Origin of the sequence: Paenibacillus sp. FSL K6-2859, assembly GCF_038008265.1 — a bacterium.
Lineage (GTDB): Bacteria > Bacillota > Bacilli > Paenibacillales > Paenibacillaceae > Paenibacillus_AQ > Paenibacillus_AQ nitricinens.
Genome location: NZ_JBBOYU010000001.1, coordinates 3,354,373 through 3,371,728, shown reverse-complemented (window position 1 = coordinate 3,371,728; position 17,356 = coordinate 3,354,373). Strand labels below are relative to the sequence as shown.

At 42.7% G+C, this 17,356-nt stretch carries 12 protein-coding genes; 3 read left to right on the top strand and 9 right to left on the bottom strand.

The genetic code is table 11. The features are described 5' to 3' along the window. Positions 1 to 3: 3 nt before the first annotated feature. The 3 genes from MHB64_RS15020 to MHB64_RS15010 form a co-directional block, all read right to left on the bottom strand. Positions 4 to 1,329 (bottom strand): extracellular solute-binding protein, encoded by a 1,326-nt coding sequence (locus tag MHB64_RS15020; protein WP_341134746.1) that lies wholly within the window; start codon positions 1,327 to 1,329, stop codon positions 4 to 6. A gap of 24 nt (positions 1,330 to 1,353) precedes the next feature. Next, positions 1,354 to 3,057 (bottom strand): sensor histidine kinase, encoded by a 1,704-nt coding sequence (locus tag MHB64_RS15015; protein WP_341134745.1) that lies wholly within the window; start codon positions 3,055 to 3,057, stop codon positions 1,354 to 1,356. A gap of 219 nt (positions 3,058 to 3,276) precedes the next feature. Beyond that, on the bottom strand, positions 3,277 to 3,918 hold the full coding sequence (locus MHB64_RS15010) for a formylglycine-generating enzyme family protein (RefSeq protein ID WP_341136083.1): 642 nt from the start codon (positions 3,916 to 3,918) through the stop codon (positions 3,277 to 3,279). A 185-nt stretch (positions 3,919 to 4,103) separates the two neighbouring features. On the opposite strand from MHB64_RS15010, the gene MHB64_RS15005 reads away from it, so the two are divergent. Together MHB64_RS15005 and shc are read left to right on the top strand one after the other, a co-directional pair. Next, entirely contained in the window at positions 4,104 to 4,550 is a 447-nt protein-coding gene (locus MHB64_RS15005; protein ID WP_094868732.1) for an OsmC family protein, read from the top strand. Positions 4,551 to 4,682: 132 nt separating this feature from the next. Then, positions 4,683 to 6,575, top strand: a complete 1,893-nt coding sequence (gene shc, locus MHB64_RS15000; RefSeq protein WP_341134744.1) for a squalene--hopene cyclase — start codon at positions 4,683 to 4,685, stop codon at positions 6,573 to 6,575. 9 nt (positions 6,576 to 6,584) lie between these two features. Here shc and MHB64_RS14995 read toward each other — a convergent pair whose 3' ends face one another. The 5 genes from MHB64_RS14995 to MHB64_RS14975 all read right to left on the bottom strand — a co-directional run bounded on the left by MHB64_RS14995 (position 6,585) and on the right by MHB64_RS14975 (position 13,067). Next, a complete protein-coding gene (locus tag MHB64_RS14995) occupies positions 6,585 to 6,821 on the bottom strand; it encodes a hypothetical protein (protein WP_341134743.1) in 237 nt (78 codons plus the stop codon). A gap of 945 nt (positions 6,822 to 7,766) precedes the next feature. Beyond that, positions 7,767 to 9,323: a stage V sporulation protein B gene (spoVB, locus tag MHB64_RS14990; protein WP_341134742.1), complete on the bottom strand. Its 1,557-nt coding sequence runs from the start codon at positions 9,321 to 9,323 to the stop codon at positions 7,767 to 7,769. A gap of 149 nt (positions 9,324 to 9,472) precedes the next feature. Then, the gene (locus MHB64_RS14985; RefSeq protein ID WP_341134741.1) at positions 9,473 to 11,161 is read right to left on the bottom strand and encodes an ABC transporter substrate-binding protein; all 1,689 of its coding nucleotides are present in this window, start codon (positions 11,159 to 11,161) and stop codon (positions 9,473 to 9,475) included. Positions 11,162 to 11,249: 88 nt separating this feature from the next. Continuing rightward, positions 11,250 to 12,116, bottom strand: a complete 867-nt coding sequence (locus MHB64_RS14980; RefSeq protein ID WP_341136082.1) for a carbohydrate ABC transporter permease — start codon at positions 12,114 to 12,116, stop codon at positions 11,250 to 11,252. A 21-nt stretch (positions 12,117 to 12,137) separates the two neighbouring features. Then, the gene (locus MHB64_RS14975; protein WP_341136081.1) at positions 12,138 to 13,067 is read right to left on the bottom strand and encodes an ABC transporter permease; all 930 of its coding nucleotides are present in this window, start codon (positions 13,065 to 13,067) and stop codon (positions 12,138 to 12,140) included. Between the two features lie 389 nt (positions 13,068 to 13,456). Between MHB64_RS14975 and MHB64_RS14970 the strand changes: the two genes are divergently transcribed. Further along, positions 13,457 to 14,329, top strand: coding sequence for an AraC family transcriptional regulator (locus MHB64_RS14970; protein ID WP_341134740.1), 873 nt, complete (start codon positions 13,457 to 13,459; stop codon positions 14,327 to 14,329). A 139-nt stretch (positions 14,330 to 14,468) separates the two neighbouring features. On the opposite strand, the gene MHB64_RS14965 is transcribed toward MHB64_RS14970, so the two are convergent. Next, positions 14,469 to 17,258: a glycoside hydrolase family 3 C-terminal domain-containing protein gene (locus MHB64_RS14965; RefSeq protein WP_341134739.1), complete on the bottom strand. Its 2,790-nt coding sequence runs from the start codon at positions 17,256 to 17,258 to the stop codon at positions 14,469 to 14,471. Positions 17,259 to 17,356 lie beyond the last annotated feature (98 nt).

The window sequence follows — 17,356 nt, the reverse complement described above, 5'->3', positions numbered from 1 at the left end:
TAATTATTTATTGGCACGTGCGCCCAATCGACGCAATTCAATCGCTGCCTCCCGAAAAGCATCCTTTGGCTCCTCATAAAGTGTTACGATTTTGGCCAAAGCCCTTTCCACGGTATCCACCATAGCTGGATAATAGGTAATCGATGGTTCATTCTTGGCCCATTTCATCGAATCTAGAATTAATGCGAAATCTGGACGTTTCTCTTGAAGATTAGGATCACTGAGCAGTGAACGTCTGGCAGGTACACCCCCGGCAAGCGTATAAATTCGTCCACCCCGTTTACCCGTAGAATAATCGATAAACTTCCACGCCAAATCCTTATTGTTGGAACTGGAATTCATCGCCATGGTCCAGCCATGCTGGAATGGGATATGTTTTACTACTCCCTGCTCATCTCTCATTCCAGGAAGCAAAGCAACTTTAATGACATCTTTATAACGACTATCGCTCGACTTGATCATTGGGTAAGACGAATTCCAATATGGAGCAGCCATCGCAACTTCTCCAGATAACAGCGCATCTCTTGTTTTAACGAAATCCCAAGATAACAAATCGTCAGGAATAATTTTCTCGCGAATAAGACGTGCCAGATAATCACCAGCTTGGATCGAAGATTTCGAATCCAGCAGCACTTCTCCGCTATCCTCATCCAGAAAGTCACCACCAAATGACCACAACAGGGAGGCGAAAATTTTCGACCTCTCCTCCGGCACAATGGCCGGCATGACTAACCCCCACTTTGTCGGCGATTGTTGATTCTCAAGCTGCGAGAAGTTCCTTGCAAGCTCATATACTTCATCCCAAGTTTCAGGGGGATTAGGGATCAAATCACTGCGGTAATATAAAAAATGTGTACTGATATCCGTAGGCAGCGCATAGATAGAATCCTGATATTTATAGACAGCCAAAAAATCATTCAGGTCCATTCCTTCTGGATCTGTTCTCTGTGCTTGATAGATGTAATTATCCAGCGGTACGATCGCTTTAGCTGACGCGAACTGTGCGATTGAAGTATTGGGCACGAATACGATATCGAAATCGTCCGAGCCCGCTAGCAATTGGGTTCCTACAAACGTGAAATAACCCTCTCGCCCCAATTCAACAAAATCAACCTTTATGCCCGTTTCTTTCTCAAACGGTGTGAGGAGCTGGCGTAATGCTGCGGACTCAGTGCCCGTACGGATCAACACTTTGATTCTTTTGGAGGGTTCCTGAAGTACTGCTGTAACATCCGTGTCCAAGTCCAGAAGAATCAATCCACTAAACGCCCATACAAGCAACAGTATAAAAGAAATAATAATTAACCTATTAAATTTCCAGCGGCTCACGTTTCCAACTCCTCTGTATCCGAATTAATGATATTCTTCGAAAGGAATACATATGGTCACCACTGTTCCTTCAACCTCGTCTGCTTCGATTTGTAATCCGAATTCCGGGCCAAATGCTAAAGAGATGCGTTTCTGTACGTTCCGCAGCCCTAAATGTTCACTGTTGGCATGATCAAATTGCAGCTTCACATGCTCCATATCGATTTTCTCACCTGTGTTGTGTATCGCAATATAGACGCGGTTCTCCTGCTTGAATGTCCTGATCGTTACTTTTCCACCTCCGCCAATCTTGGATATGCCATGTTCAAGCGCATTCTCAACAATTGGCTGTAAAATTAACGGCATAATCCGGCTATTCAAAGTCTCAGGATCTAAAGTGATCTCGTACTGCAGCTTGTCACGGTAACGGAAGGACTGGATCAACAAATAATTTTCAATATGATCCATCTCCTTCTGCACTGTTGTCCATTCTGACTCCGCATTTAATGTGAACCGGAAAAATCGACCCAGTGCGGTGACAAGCTTGCTGATGGAATCGGCTTTATACTTTTTAGACATCCAATAAATGGTATCCAAAGTATTGTACAGAAAGTGGGGTTGAATCTGCATCTGTAGTGCTTGAAGTAGAGCCTCGCGTTTTTCCTTCTCCTGCTGCTCATTCTCTTGAATAAGTTGTTGAATCCGAAGCATTAACCGATTAAAATTTCGCTGCAGAATGCTGATTTCCTGAATGGAGCCCTGAATCTCTTCTACATGCAATTGATCAAAGGAAAGAAACGGCATCAGCTTGGCCAGCTTAATTACAGGCCTTGAGATCGCAGTGGCCATTAGAATTGAAATAATAGTGAAAATAAGCGCTCCAAGCCCACCCATGACCAGCAAATATTGTAGAATTTTAAGATTGGGTCGCATCAGCTCTTCAAGTGGAACCACTGCAGTCATCTTCCATCCACTAACGGTTGACGTATCGTAGGCCATCAGCCATTTTTGAGAAAACTTCACGACTCCCGTCCCTTGCAAGGAAGAAGAATTTACAGCTTCAGCAATATCAGGCTCATCAAGCAAAGGTGAACGCTGCTGATAGATCTCATCTCCATTTGCATCGGATACGATTAAAGTCCCTGTTGAGCCAATCTGGATATTATCCAAATTCTCCTCAATAAAACGATCGTTTAATTGTATAAAAAGGTATCCCCGCACTTCGGATGTATTACTGTCGATTATCTGTCGCGCTGCAGTAACTGAGTTTCGTACCGGCGTATCGAAGCCATTTTTGCCCCTGTAGATAGCCCATTCATCACTGTACCAGCTCATTTGCAAGGGATGCTTTTGAACTTCCTCTACGATATGTTGATAGTTATCGATATTGACTTGTGAGTAATTTTGAAAGGCGCTGTCAGATGAAAATACGGTTTTGTTAGGGGTAATCAAATATACGGCGCGAATAAGATCCAATCGACCTCTGAACAGGTCGGAATAGACCAGTTCTTTGAACTTCTGATTCGCTTCCATAAGAAGATAAGGGGTATTGTATGAGGCATCCAGAAAATCGAGCGAATGTTGATAAAGCAGCGGCCAGGTAAGTCTATCAATTTCCGTAAGATCCGACTCAAGCACCCGCTGGGTCTGACTGACCGTTTGCAGTAAGTATTGACTAACTTGCTTCTGATAGATTTCATTTTCTTTCTCGTAGATGATATAGGTGATTACAACCAAAGGAAACAACATAAGGAGCAAAAAAACAGTAAGCAACATCGTTCGGATAGAAATAGGCCTATTAAGTAAAAAGATCGTCGCTCCCTCCATTTTATCCAGCTAAAATGTAATCGCTTCCAATAGTACAACTTTTAAATAGTTTTCTCAACACAGGATTTTGTCGGATATTGACTTGTTTTCATATATGCAAAAAAAACCCCTTATCTTCAATGCTGAGATAAAGGATCTTCCTTAAAGTTCATAAGATCGTGCAAGACGAAATCCAAGATCATCTACGCTAAATGTTGGATGGCTGCGACGACGACATGTAGCTCCACAACCCCTGGCTTCCTCAGCCCAGCTCCCTCCTCGAAAAATGCGATAGGAGCCATACACTTGTTCATCATATAAATCCCAGCACCACTCCCAAACATTCCCTAGCATATCGTAAAGTCCCCATGCATTCGCTTCTTTCGTCCCTACTGTATGGCGTTCGCCCTCTGAATTATCTTGATACCAAGCAATCTTATCAAGCTCTCCGTATTGATAACTAGTTGTGCCTGCTTTACATGCATATTGCCACTCTGCTTCTGTTGGAAGTCGATAGCCATCAGATGCCTTATCCCAAATAATATGTTCTCCATCATCGCTACTAACATAAGCTTCTTTCAAACCAGCCCTGCGAGAGAATTGATTACAAAAGTAAATGGCATCATGCCAAGAAATATTGACAATGGGCTTTAGCTCTCCGGTTACAGCGTTGTTAGTTATAACATTATACAGATCCATAGTTACAGGAAAAGGCGCTAGAAGAAACGGCTTTATCTCTGCTCTCCAGCTACTTTTAACTCGATCGTCCCTTAGTTCTACTTCTCCTGCTGGAATTCTAGCCATGGGATAATCCAAGTCACTATTCATATCAGCCGACACTTTATCTACCTCCAATAAAATAATAAAGTATTGACAGGGTGTAAAGAATAGAACTATAATCTAAACAATTCCTAGAAAAATACTATGAATTAAACAATATTCCAAGGATCTACTCATAATTGGTTTCCCAGAAGAAGGAGTGTAGACAAATGCCAAATGTTCAAACTTTCAAAGCAACTGCACATTTACAAGATGGGGTTAGGGTCATTACTAAAGCAAGACAATTCGAGCTTGTCATCGACGAACCACAAAATCTTGGGGGCACCGATACAGGCATGAATCCTGTTGAAGCTTTGCTTGCTTCTTTAGGGGCCTGCCAATCCATTGTGGCGCGAGTTTATGCCTCTAAATTTGAGGTAGAGCTTGAAGATTTCAGAGTAGATGTTGAAGGTGATTTGGATCTCGATGGATTCTTCAACCGTTCTGATGTTCGCCCTGGCTATTCCGATATTCGCTATACATTCTACATAAAGACCCCATCCCCTGCCGAGAAGGTCGAACAATTTGTACAATTTCTAGAGAGCAAATGCCCTGTAGGTGACACCATTGCTGCTCCGGTGAATCTCAAGCTGAATCGAATCGTGATTGAAAATTAATCAAACCATTGATAAGCTATCATAATTTATAGGACTGTGAGGTTGCATAAGCAACTTTACAGTCCTTTTTCATTTCACTCTCTCTTCCATCATATAATACTAAAAATGAAGGACTGCGGAGGTACCTAAGGAATGAATCCTATGCTGAGCACAGTAGATAATGAGATCGAGCGTTTAACAGCATTCCTGATTGATCAACAGCAGCAAGATGGATCTTGGCATTTTTGTTTTGAGAATGGGATCGTTATCGATGCGTATATCATCATCCTCTTTCGGATATTGAATGTGCAGAATGAAGATCTGATCCGACAGCTACATGATCGTATTCTTGCGGAGCAACAGTCCGCTGGATTCTGGCAATTGTATAGAGATGAAGAAGATGGAAACTTATCCACCTCGGTTGAAGCCTACTATGCCCTTCTCTACTCTGGGTACAGCAAGGTAACAGATGCGCCGATATTGCGTGCTAAGCATTATATTCAATCCAAAGGTGGGATTGGAAAAGTTACTAGCATCCTAACTAGAGTCATTCTCGCAGCTACAGGACAGAGCAAATGGCCTTTATCAATCTCTTCGATACCGTTGGAGGTACTGTTATTCCCAACTTATTTTCCTATTAACTATTTCGAGTTCTCCGGCTATTCAAGAGTACATCTCACGCCAATGCTGATTATGGCCGATCGGCGTTTCTCGATCTCAACTGCTAATGCTCCTGATCTGTCTAATCTCATTGACACTCGTATTGAAGAAGATGAACCAGCTCCTCGGGGATATGAGGAAATGAATGACGTTATTCAATCTGGACTAAGCCGACTTCTTGGAAGTCCCCGTTACATTCACGAAGCCGCCCGTGCCAAAGCAGAACAGTTCATGCTCCAGCGAATTGAATCTGACGGAACCTTTTATAGTTATGCAACCAGTACAATTCTTATGGTGTTTGCATTGCTGGCTCTGGACTATGATCAGCAGCATCCTCTGATTACGAATGCTATTCATGGACTTACCTCAATGCAGTGCCGTTCTGACGCTAAAACAACGATACAAAACTCTCCGTCCACAGTGTGGGATACGGCTCTAATTTCCTATGTTTTACAGGAGGCTGAAATACCCGATATTCATGTCGCTATTAGACAGGCTGCTTCGTATCTACTGTCCAGACAGCAGTATAAAACTGCCGATTGGAGCATCCATAATCCGGATACGATTCCTGGAGGATGGGGATTTTCCGAGTCCAATACGATCAATCCAGATGTAGATGACACGACTGCAGCGTTGCGGGCCATCCGAAGCTTAGCAGTTACCCAAACAACTTATCAGGAATCTTGGAATCGCGGACTGAATTGGGCCCTATCCATGCAGAATAATGACGGTGGCTGGCCAGCATTCGAAAAAAACACCAATAAAGAAATGCTTACTTGGCTCGCAATCGATGGCGCTAAATCTGCTGCTATTGATCCCTCAGAAGCGGATCTTACCGGGCGTACCTTGGAGTATTTTGGAAACTTCGCCGAACTAGATATGCGACACAAATTCATTAAACGAGGTGCCAAATGGCTGACCCAACATCAGGAGAAGGATGGCTCATGGTATGGAAGATGGGGCGTTTGTTATATCTATGGGACTTGGGCTGCAGTAACAGGTTTACAAGCAGTTGGTATGCCAACAGATCATGATACATTGCAAAAAGGAGCGAATTGGCTCCTTAGCATCCAAAACTCGGATGGGGGCTGGGGGGAATCTTGTCACAGTGATCGGTTATTGCGATATGTACCATTGGGTGAAAGCACCCCTTCTCAAACGGCTTGGGCGCTTGACGCACTCATCGCTGTTCAGCCAGAACCAACACCTGCAGTAAATCGAGGCATTAAAAAGCTTATCGCATCTATACGCGAAGACGATTGGAAAAGCTCTTATCCGACAGGAGCCGGTCTTCCCGGTAATTTTTATTCCAATTATCACAGTTACCGTTATATCTGGCCTTTACTCACACTGAGTCACTACAGAACGAAATACGGTCAAGAATAACACAGAGTTCTATAAGTAGTGTTGATCTGCTCCACTTCTTAACTGTCTTATTAAAGCTTGAATCGCCCCCATGTGCAGCCCTTCATGCAAAATCGTTCTTATCAGTACCTGTTCAATAGTATGCATCCCCATTTCAGTAGGAGCGAACTCTTCCTCTAGGCGATCTTGATACAGCTGCTGAATGACATGTGGCTGTTGCCGCAAAAGCGGAATGAGTTGAGTGATAGTGTTGACCCGTACCCTCACGTTCTCCAGGCGGCATGAGCCCTATGCTCTCATAATATCGAATCGTTCGTGAAGTTAATCAGCTCGTTTGGTTAGTTCTCCAATTCTCATACGAGTATTCAAATTATTCACCTCTATAAACATGACGTTTACGTTACATTCAGAGTAGAGATTCCATGTATGGAGGTGTCAATAGATCTAACTTTAGATAGTAAAAAGACAATCTGGTAGTGTTCTGGTTGCGTTCTTCAGTACTAGAGAATCTCTGCCTGATGTTTCGATTTGCGGCGGCTTTCTGGAGTGTATGCAGCAAGTACTATTTGACTGTAGCTAGGCTCTGAATAGTTGATGAACCCGGGCAAGTAACTGTATTCTGTACAACTATTCCGTATGCAAGTAGACAACTTCGGACTTTAACTGTATTTTATACAACTAAAATCGAGTGAATCCACCTATTTGGCTGTAAATCAGGAAATCAGGAGAATAGATGTATGAAGTACACTTATATCCATTCGTTGAGCGATTTAAAGGATTATAGTTGTACTAAATACAGCTAAACGTCTCGCTCATCTCACTTTCACCCTCTGCTCCCGTCAGCTCACCAAAACGTTTCATAGAAACGTTGAGCTTCTCTTATTTCATCGCCTTAGTCAGCTAATGGACCCATCTGCTGTTTGGAAAGCAGCATTCCAGCCAAGTAGATCAGTGATAAAACACAGTGACACGGCGGTACCCCGAGCCCATCTTTTATAAGCACTGGTGTAAGTCGTCAGATTTAATGGGTTGTGAAGGGTTACTTGGGTAGTGAACTTTTCTGGCATTTGGCTGAACGATGGTATCAACCAGTGGTGTGCTGTCACATGCATTCTTTTATCGCCTGAAGCGAATTTGCCATCTGCATATTCATTCATTCATCAGCAGCATTACTCGATTTACATTGGCGCGCGAACCCGAAACTACTCTCATTCAAGAAACAGGAGTAATCGTTGGAGGCTTCGCTGTTCTTTCCCAAGCATGGGTGACTTGCAATGTTGCTGCGTAGGTGATCAACGAAACGAATAGCGCTCCGGATAGTTCAAGGAACTGCCCCAGAGCCATTCGTTCCAGAATACCGTGAGCCGTCAACCCGCAGATCGTCATGACAATCCCTCCTGCACCCACCTTGAATACAATGCGAAAATCAAAATAAAATCCGATCGTTCCTGCCACAGACAAAAAATTCAACAGTGTCAGCAGCATGAGTCCCAGTCCGAACCCTATAGCAACCCCTTGGATTCCAATATTAGAACCGAGAACAAAGATCGTAATCACTTCAAAAACATTCGTAAGAATATGGTTCCACATGACGGTTGAGGCTTTCCCCAAACCAAGCAGAATCGCTTGCAATGGCGCTCCAAAATAATAAAGTAAAAACAAGGGTGCAATCAGCCTTAGCAGCTCACCCGCTTCTGGCGAATGATAGATCATAGTAGTTAATGGTACAGCCCATAAGTACAGGATGATTGTACATGGGAGACCTACAATAAGCGCCGATCGCATAGCCATATCCATCCGACTATGCATAAGCTTACTATTATTGCTCACACTCGCTTCGCTTATTGCCGGTATTAATGCAGTGGACAACGATTGTGTGAAGAAGCTGGGAAGAAACAACATCGGGAGAGCATATCCCGCCAGAAGTCCGAATTGCTTGGTCGCCATCTCAACACCTACACCAAACAGGACTAGACTTTTCGTAATCAGCAGTGGGAGAAACGCATGATAGATGGAATGAATAAAACCGCTGCCTGTCATCGGTAAGCCGATGCGCAGCAGATCTCTCAACGTACTGTCTCCCTTGGGTGAAAGACTTGATGGAGGCGGTGGGGAGGTTTTGATCTTCCCTCGATTTGCCCATTTGAAGACAGAAAACAAATAGAGCAAACCAAAACCTTCGCCGATCACGGAAGCCGCCATAGCGCCCGCAGCTGCATAGACAATCCCATAAGGCAGCAAAACGTTGACAACACCGATAATGACAATGATTTGCGCCAAATTCTCAATAATATCCGAAAAGGCCAGCGGGTTCATGTTCTGTTTCCCACGAAAATAACCTTTCAGTACAGCTGACATCGCAATAATTGGAATGATCGGCGTTATAGCGACCATAGCATAATACGCCCGCTGATCGGCTAGAAAAACCGACGCGATCCATTTGGAACCAAATAGAGCCACCAAAGTTAGTATAATGCTCAACGTACCCGTAATACTTAAGGATACTGTGAGAATACGCTTCACTCGCGCTTCATCCTGCTTAACCTCAGCTTCTGAGACAAGCTTTGAAATCGCAACAGGTAGCCCCAGCTCTGTCAGCGTAATAAACAAGGGAAGCAGTGGATGAGCAATCATAAGCAGCCCTACCCCCTCGGCTCCCAAGAAACGTGCCAGCAAGACGCCATTCAAAAATCCGAGCCCTTTTGTAAAAAATGCCGACACGGTTAAAATGAACGTTCCACGAATAAAGCTTTGTTTACGCATCGCCATTTCTACGCATCTCCACCTATGGTTTGTCCTGTCCTACTTTCTAACTTATTCGAATAAACGCTAGGACATGCAGACAAGTATTTGTAAAGTATATAATCTGCAAAAAGCCCGACACACCATAGTTGGTGTATCGGGCTTTTCCTCATATTTTAGTATCCGAGCAGACTCTTTGTTTTGTTGAAAATTTCATTAGCCATTTCTGCGTAACGTGAACTTCCATTAGCTTCTGTAGCTGAAACATAGGCATCCCATTTCGATAGGCTCTCCTGACCTGTTATGAATTTCAAGGTCATCGTACTAACATAGTCCATTAAAGGGGTTGAAATCAGGTTCATTTCCTCACTCTCGTCAGACGTACCCATGATAGGTGGTGCGATAGCACGTGGCTCACGAGTGGCAAAAATCCGGTCATTATAGTCTTTTTCTCCTGGTGTCATTTTGGATAACTTCAATTTGGAGGAACCTCCATAAGCGAATACCCCGCCGCCAAATCCGAAATCAACATTCAGTTTCTTCGTTGCGGTATCGTCATTTAATCCATTATACGAAACATCCGGATTCAGCTTGATGGTGCCATCAGCATTTTTGGTATAAGTCTCTCCTTCAACCCCCCATAAGCTGAGCGTCTGCCCTTCATCGGAGTACCATAACCAATCTACAAAACGAAGCATTTTAATAAAATTCTCTTCGCCAAGATCCTTTAAAGCGTTCTGACTGATCATAACGCCGTTTTCTAGTCGGGAGGTTTCGATTTGCAGCTGCCCTTTTGGTCCACCTGGTTGAACAATCATATACAGATCACTGTTCGGGTCCTGCATTTTGGTTTTAAAATCAGCCAGCAGCTGGTAATTGCCGTTAATCACAAAGCTGTCGCCTTTAAAAAACTTAGAGCGGGCAGTATCATCTTCTTGTGTAAAGGACTCTGGATCCATAAGCCCCTCATTAATCAGTTTATTAAAATAGGTCAAATAATCTTTAAACTCATTCGTGGAGTTGGCAAAATAAAATTCCTTTTTAGCCTCATCAAACTTCATTCCGTTCGCAAGTCCCCAGCCGCCAGTTACACCATATGGAACAGCAGCAATATTCAGCGTAGATTTCCCTTGGAATTGATCAGAGAATACATAGTCCTTACCTGTATACGCTTTCACTTTCTTCAGTGCTTCATAGAAATCTTCATATGTCCATTTGCCTTCTTCTGCTTCTACATCTACCCCTGCTGCTTTAAAAATATCTTTACGAATGATGTAGGAATAACCACCACCAGCTACTTCCCAAAGACCAGGCAATACATAATATTTTCCGTCCGCTTGCAATTTGACTTTCAGATCTTCTTCGAGATTCCACTGCTTAACAGCCTTCATGTAATTAGGCATATACTGTACCCAATCACTTATGGCTACAATTTGCCCACTAGGAATAAAGGCAGCTTCCTCATAAGTTTTCGGGATAATATAAGGGGCGTCTCCACTATTGACTAACAGTGACTTTTGATTTTCATATTCAGAACGGGCGGTTATAGATAAGTCGAAGCTTACGTTTGTTTTTTCCTTGATCGCACTCCATAGCCTCCAATCTTCTTTATACGGATAACCTTCATTGTCACTAAACATCATTGAGTAGGTCACAGGTTCATTAGAATTAAATGTTTGATCCTCTCCAAATTTGTAATCCAGTGTCGCTTCTTTATCAGGAGTATTCTCTGCTGTATTATTTGCCGATGCTGAAGGAGGTGGAGATGCATTGTTTTTCTCATTACTTGAGCACCCCGTCATACCAAATGCTAACACTAGCGCCATAGTGACCCCTAAAAATTTACTGCTTCTTGTTTTATTCATCCCTAACCTCCTAAAAAATTTGTGAACGAGAGCTTACTTGGTAAACTTGGACTCTATCTTTGATCTATATCCAGGAAGTAAATCCCCGTTACCCTTTTACAGAACCGATCATCATCCCTTGTACGAAGTACTTTTGCACAAACGGATAGATACAAAGGATCGGCAATGAGGTGAGAACCATAGCTGCTGACTTCACAGTTGCTGCAATCTGATTGGCGGTTTCGGAGGTTGCTCCGACCTCGGTTGGACTGATGGCGTTCTCAATAATTTGCCGTAAATATAATGCCACTGGCCATTTATCCTTTGATTGCAGGTACAGTGAAGGACCGAACCAGTTATTCCAAATGCCTACCATCACAAACAGCACCATCGTTGCTATAATCGGCTTGGACAAAGGCAATGTTATTTTCATAAAAATTCCGTAAATATCCAGACCATCCACTTTAGCCGCTTCTTCCAGCTCATTAGGCAAACTTGCGAAAAAGGTCTTCATCAAAATGACATTAAAAGCGCTGATCGCTCCAGGAATTACAATTGCCCAGATGGAATCCCTCATGCCTAAGGTTTTGGCAATCAAAATGTAGTTAGGGATCAGACCCCCTCCGAAATACATCGTAAAGAGCACAAAGGGAATGAAGAACTTATTCATGCGCAATTTATCCTTGGAGAGTGGATAGGCTAAAATAGCGGTAGCCGTCACTGAAATCAATGTCCCAACAACCGAATACAGAATGGTATTGCCGTAATACTTAAAAAAGTCAGGCTTACTCAAAATGATCTCATACGTTTTGGTTGTGAAGCCTATCGGATAGAAGCTAACCTTACCCGCATATACGGCGGCTTCCGAGCTAAACGACTGAGCTATCAAATAGACAAATGGATATAGGGTGAAAAATACAACAATCGCCATTATGAATCCGTTTACAATAGTAAATGTACGAGAGGATATGGACATCTTCACGCCAAGCTCTCCTTTCTACCACAAACTCGAGTTTGTAGTTTTTTTCGAAATTTGGTTTGCGATTGTAACCAGGATCAAGCCGATAACGCCTTCAAATAACCCGACGGCTGTAGCAAAACTGAAATTACCACCGGTAATCCCCATTCGATATACATAAGTAGAAATAACATCTGCTGTTTCATAGGTCAGCGGATTGTACAATAGCAAGATTTTCTCGAAATTGGAACCTAAGATCCCGCCAATATCCAGAATAAGTAGCGTCATAATGGTTGGTAGAATACCGGGAATCGTTACATGAAGCGCCAGCCGAAAACGGCTTGCTCCATCGATTTTAGCCGCTTCGTACAGTTCGGTATTAATGCTGGTCATAGCTGCTAAATAAAGAATCGTCCCCCACCCTAACCCCTGCCAAATCCCTGATGTGACGTAGATCGTCGGAAACCATTGCGGCAACGAGATAAAGGCTATTTTACTAAAGCCCAGATTAGCCAGCAGCGCGTTGATTGGTCCATTTAAAGACACCATTTCCTTGATCATGCCTGCCACAATAACCATCGAAATAAAATGCGGTAGATAGGATATGGTCTGCACGAGTTTCTTCACCCGCATGCGCACCAGCTCATTTAGAAGCAGAGCGAAGATGAGAGTTAACGGAAATCTGAAAGATAAATAAGTGACACTCAATACCAAGTCATTCTTAAATGCTCTCCAAAAGGTAGGATCATTCATGAATTTGCGGAAATAGGATAACCCTACCCATTCCGAGCCAAATAAATTGGGTCCCCCTCTGTATTTTCGAAAGGCAATTACATTCCCCAGCATCGGCGCATATTTGAAGATGAGAAAATAGAGTACGGGTATAACCAGAAACGAATACAGCTTCCATTCCTTTCTGACGTGCATCCAAAGTGAGCTTGTGTGCACTGCCTTGTTTCCGACTGCCATGACATCGCCACTTTCCTTTTTATAATGTATATTCGTTGTTAGCTGAACTGAGTGTTCAGTTAGCCGATTCTCAGCTACATAACAGGATGCCAATCCTTCAAAATCAATAAGGTCGGTCATCATTAGTTCTGTTGTTGTATAAATCTCATCCTCCTCATTAAAGAAATATTATGAAATAAATAGATAATTTACCAATAACGTGTTATTATTTTGAATGCGGTTTCAATGGCTTTATTATATCGGCTTTATTTTTACTGTTCTTCGTGAATTTTGCTTTTGACTGATCAAATATTGCTAAAATACACAATCCGTTATGAATGTCTTTTACGAAATCTTTGATTTGATTAGAATCTATCAAATGATTTGAACAACGAAAGGACGGGATACTGATGATCGAAACGCTGCATGGAGCGATGGAAACAGTCTCCTATAACGAGCATTTCGGAATTCGTATTTATTTAAATCAAGAAGCTGAGAATTACCCCATCCATTGGCATACCGCGGCTGAGGTCATCATGCCCCTCGAAAATACTTATACCGCCGTCATCGACAGCACCGAGTATAAGCTTAATTCGGGTGATATTCTCATCATTCCCTCGGGGCAGCTACATCAGCTCTATGCACCTGAGTCCGGTAAACGGCTCATCATGCAGTTTGATTGCTCCATACTTTTCAACCTAAATGGCTTAGACTCTACTTTTCATTTGCTTCGCCCATGCTTAGTTATTACAGCGGAACAGAATAAGGAGCTACATGGTTCACTCAAACCCCTGCTGTTGAATCTGATGAATGAGTATTTTAGCCAATATCTGCTTAAGGAAGCTGCGGCATATTCCATACTGGTTCATTTTTTTGTCGTTTTAGGACGAAATTTCATGGGTAAGGAGCGTCACTTTTATCATGTAAAACAGCAAAATCAGCATAAATACATTGATAGGCTTCTACAAGTCTGCAATTTTATTAATGAGCACTGTACGGAGAACATTCAGGTGGAAGAACTCGCAGAGATTGCTGGGTTTAGCAAATATCACTTTATGCGTTTATTCAAACAATTCATGGGAATGTCCTATTACAGCTATATCAACCAGCATCGCATCATGCATGCAGAGAAGCTGCTTATCGATCCGAATTTATCTATTATGGAAATTGCCATGAATTCCGGATTTGAGAGTCTTCCCACCTTTAACCGCGTGTTCAAAAATTACAAAAAATGCACGCCAACAGAATACAAAGGTCTTTACGGAAATCATTCACAGCATTAATGACGTGACCTACTCCCATCAGAAGTGGTTACTAGCGGTTCCATGCAACAATAGGTACAACAAAAAAACCGCGAAAAATATCGCGGTTTTTAGAAATAAACGGTATTAACGATCTATCTAATAATAAAACACGTGATACCTAGTCGACTTTATTGAATTCAATCCAATCGATCTGCAAACCTGGTTTGATGAACTCTAATGTCATATCATAAAGACCTGCTTCAAGCTCAACTTTCACAAGCTTTTGTCTAATCCATTGACCTTCAGTACCATTCGTTTGAATGGTTGTCATCAATTGATCATTCACAGACACATTGCATGCACTTTGAGCCAGTTCAGGTTCGGTTGACATGATATGCACCAGGATACGGTATTGACCAGCCTGTTCTACTTTAAAGCTAGTCGATCCTTCTACGACAGGTTTAACCTGTGGATTTTGAGATAACGATTGAGCTTGTTGTTCAGAAAGTGAAGGATTAGCTTTGAAGGACTCCACTGTTTCTACGATTTCCTGTTTTCTCGAGAATACAGGTGCATTCATGATAAACTCACAAATGTTTTTAGCAGAACGTTGCAGCTCTCCACGGGTTAACGTACCATTTTCCAAGGACTCAATGGTGTTATCATTCCATCCGTTAATTTCCGCACCATAGTTAGGTACAACCATATAGAGGTCGTTTTGTGCACGAATCATCCAGTTTGTAAATTTACGATCTGCTGGTCCGCCATTAACGACATCATTCATGATCGCCCACCAGTCTGTCATTACAATCCCTTTAAAGCCCCACTCCCCGCGAAGGATTGTGGTGTTCAAATCATAATTAGAAGCCGCCCAATGTCCGTTAACTGGATTATAGGAAGTCATGATAGAATTCGAACCGCCCTGCTTCACCGCGATTTCAAAACCTTTTAAATAAATCTCACGAAGCGCACGTTCAGACACTACGGCGTTTACCTTACTGCGGTGCTTCTCCTGATTATTACAAGCGAAATGCTTCATCGTAGCGGTAGAGCCGCCTTTCAGAATACCGCGAGTACATGCAGCAGCAAACACTCCAGAGATCAACGGATCTTCTGAAAAATACTCAAAGTTACGCCCATTAAGCGGACTGCGTCGGATATTAAGGCCAGGTCCAAGCAAGGAATCAACGTTATTTCTTAACAATTCTTGTCCTTCCAGAACATAAAGTTCTTCGACCAAATCCGCATTCCATGTAGCTGCAAGAAGTGTTCCGATGGCAACTTGAGTCGCCTTAGCACCGCTATCCATACGAATCCCTGAAGGACCATCAGCTGTAGCTGCAACCGGAATTCCGAGATTAAATAAACTGTCACTTACGCCTCCAAATGCAGAGGCCGTTCCCGGTGTAACTAAAGGACTGCTCATGCCTTCGCCCCGTACAATTGCAGCCAAATCCTCATCGCTGAGCTGGGCAATAAAGGCTTCCATACTAACCTTCTGTTCATATACGTCTCTTAATTTATATCCTTTATTACCTGTTTGTGAGATCGTCTCTGGAAGATTAGTTTCAATTCGCTCAGCTAACGAAATCTTACGTTTAGGAACTTCAACATAAACAATCTCGTACGAACCGTCCGACTTCTGAGTGCCTGGCATCATTCTCGTGAAGCTTTCTGTAGGCGCAAGAGCTTCTTGCAGTTGCTCCACAACTTGAAGAGTTTCTACAACGTAGCCATCTTTACCCTCAACTCCGACTGCTACCACTTGTTTAACACTAGTTCCCACATACAAGCGGTATGTACCTTCTTCGAGAACATAGGCAGAAGCATGCCCTGTCACGCCTGCGTCATCATAAGATGCCATCGACTGAGCTGAGAAACTCACGGTAAGGCGCTGAGCTTCACCTGGTTCAAGGACTTTTGTCTTACCGAATGACACCAGAGCTTTAACTGGTTTACCGAGCTTACCTTGCGGAGCTTCATAATAGACCTGAACAACCTCTTTACCAGCAAAGGTAGTTCCTGTATTGGTAACGGTTACGCCGATTTCAATGTAAGACTCGCCTTCTTTGGTCATCAATTTAGCTTCTTCTGGCTCGATACTAAAAGTTGTATAAGATAAACCATAACCAAATTCAAATTGAACCTTATCTGGGCAAAATGTCTCGAAGTAACGATATCCTACATAGATATCTTCCTGATACAAGTTCATAAATTCGTTTCCGTAATTCTGTGTTGAAGGGTAATCATTGATGGAATATGCGATTGTATCCGTCAGTTTACCACTAGGAGTTACCTCTCCAGACAGCACATCTGCAATCGCATTTCCGCCTTCCATACCACCCTGCCATGAATAAATCACAGTTGAAATCGGATATTTATAGCTTTCATCGTTCATCCAGTTCATATCAATAATGTTGGAAACATTCAGAACAACGATCGTTTGCTCAAAATATGTAGTTACTTGCTTCAGCATTGCCTTTTCATCATTCGTTAGTTGATAACTACCCGGAGCGTCGGCATTATCCTGATCTTCTCCTGCTGTACGTCCGATTACAATGACAGCCTTGTTGGATTTGTTTCTAGCCTCGGATACCAATACATCGTTCAAAGACATTTCCTTCTGATGCCAAGGTTCTGCAGCCCATGCGCCTCCACCGTTGTCAAATGGATTCTGCTCAATCCACTTTTCATAAACCGCTGCCAGTTCTTCGTTAACTGTAAAGTTCTTCTTAGTGCGAAGACCATCCAATAAATTGGTCGTATAAGTAACATGGACACTACCGCCGGAACCTGTACCACTTCGATAATAATTCACTTGGGATCTGCCAAAAATCGCAACATTATCGCCTGCGCCAAGCGGTAAAACCTGATTGTCATTCTTCAGCAGCACTGCACCTTCTGAGGCTACTGTCCGGCTAAATTCTGCAAAACCTTCTAATGGAATTCCCACATTCTGTGTGCTCAACTTATTTCCTCCTGTTGTTCAATTCTATAGGTTGTTTCTTGAAATCTTCATTCCTTTAATAACATGCTAACAATGCATCTATATCATTATAGTACATT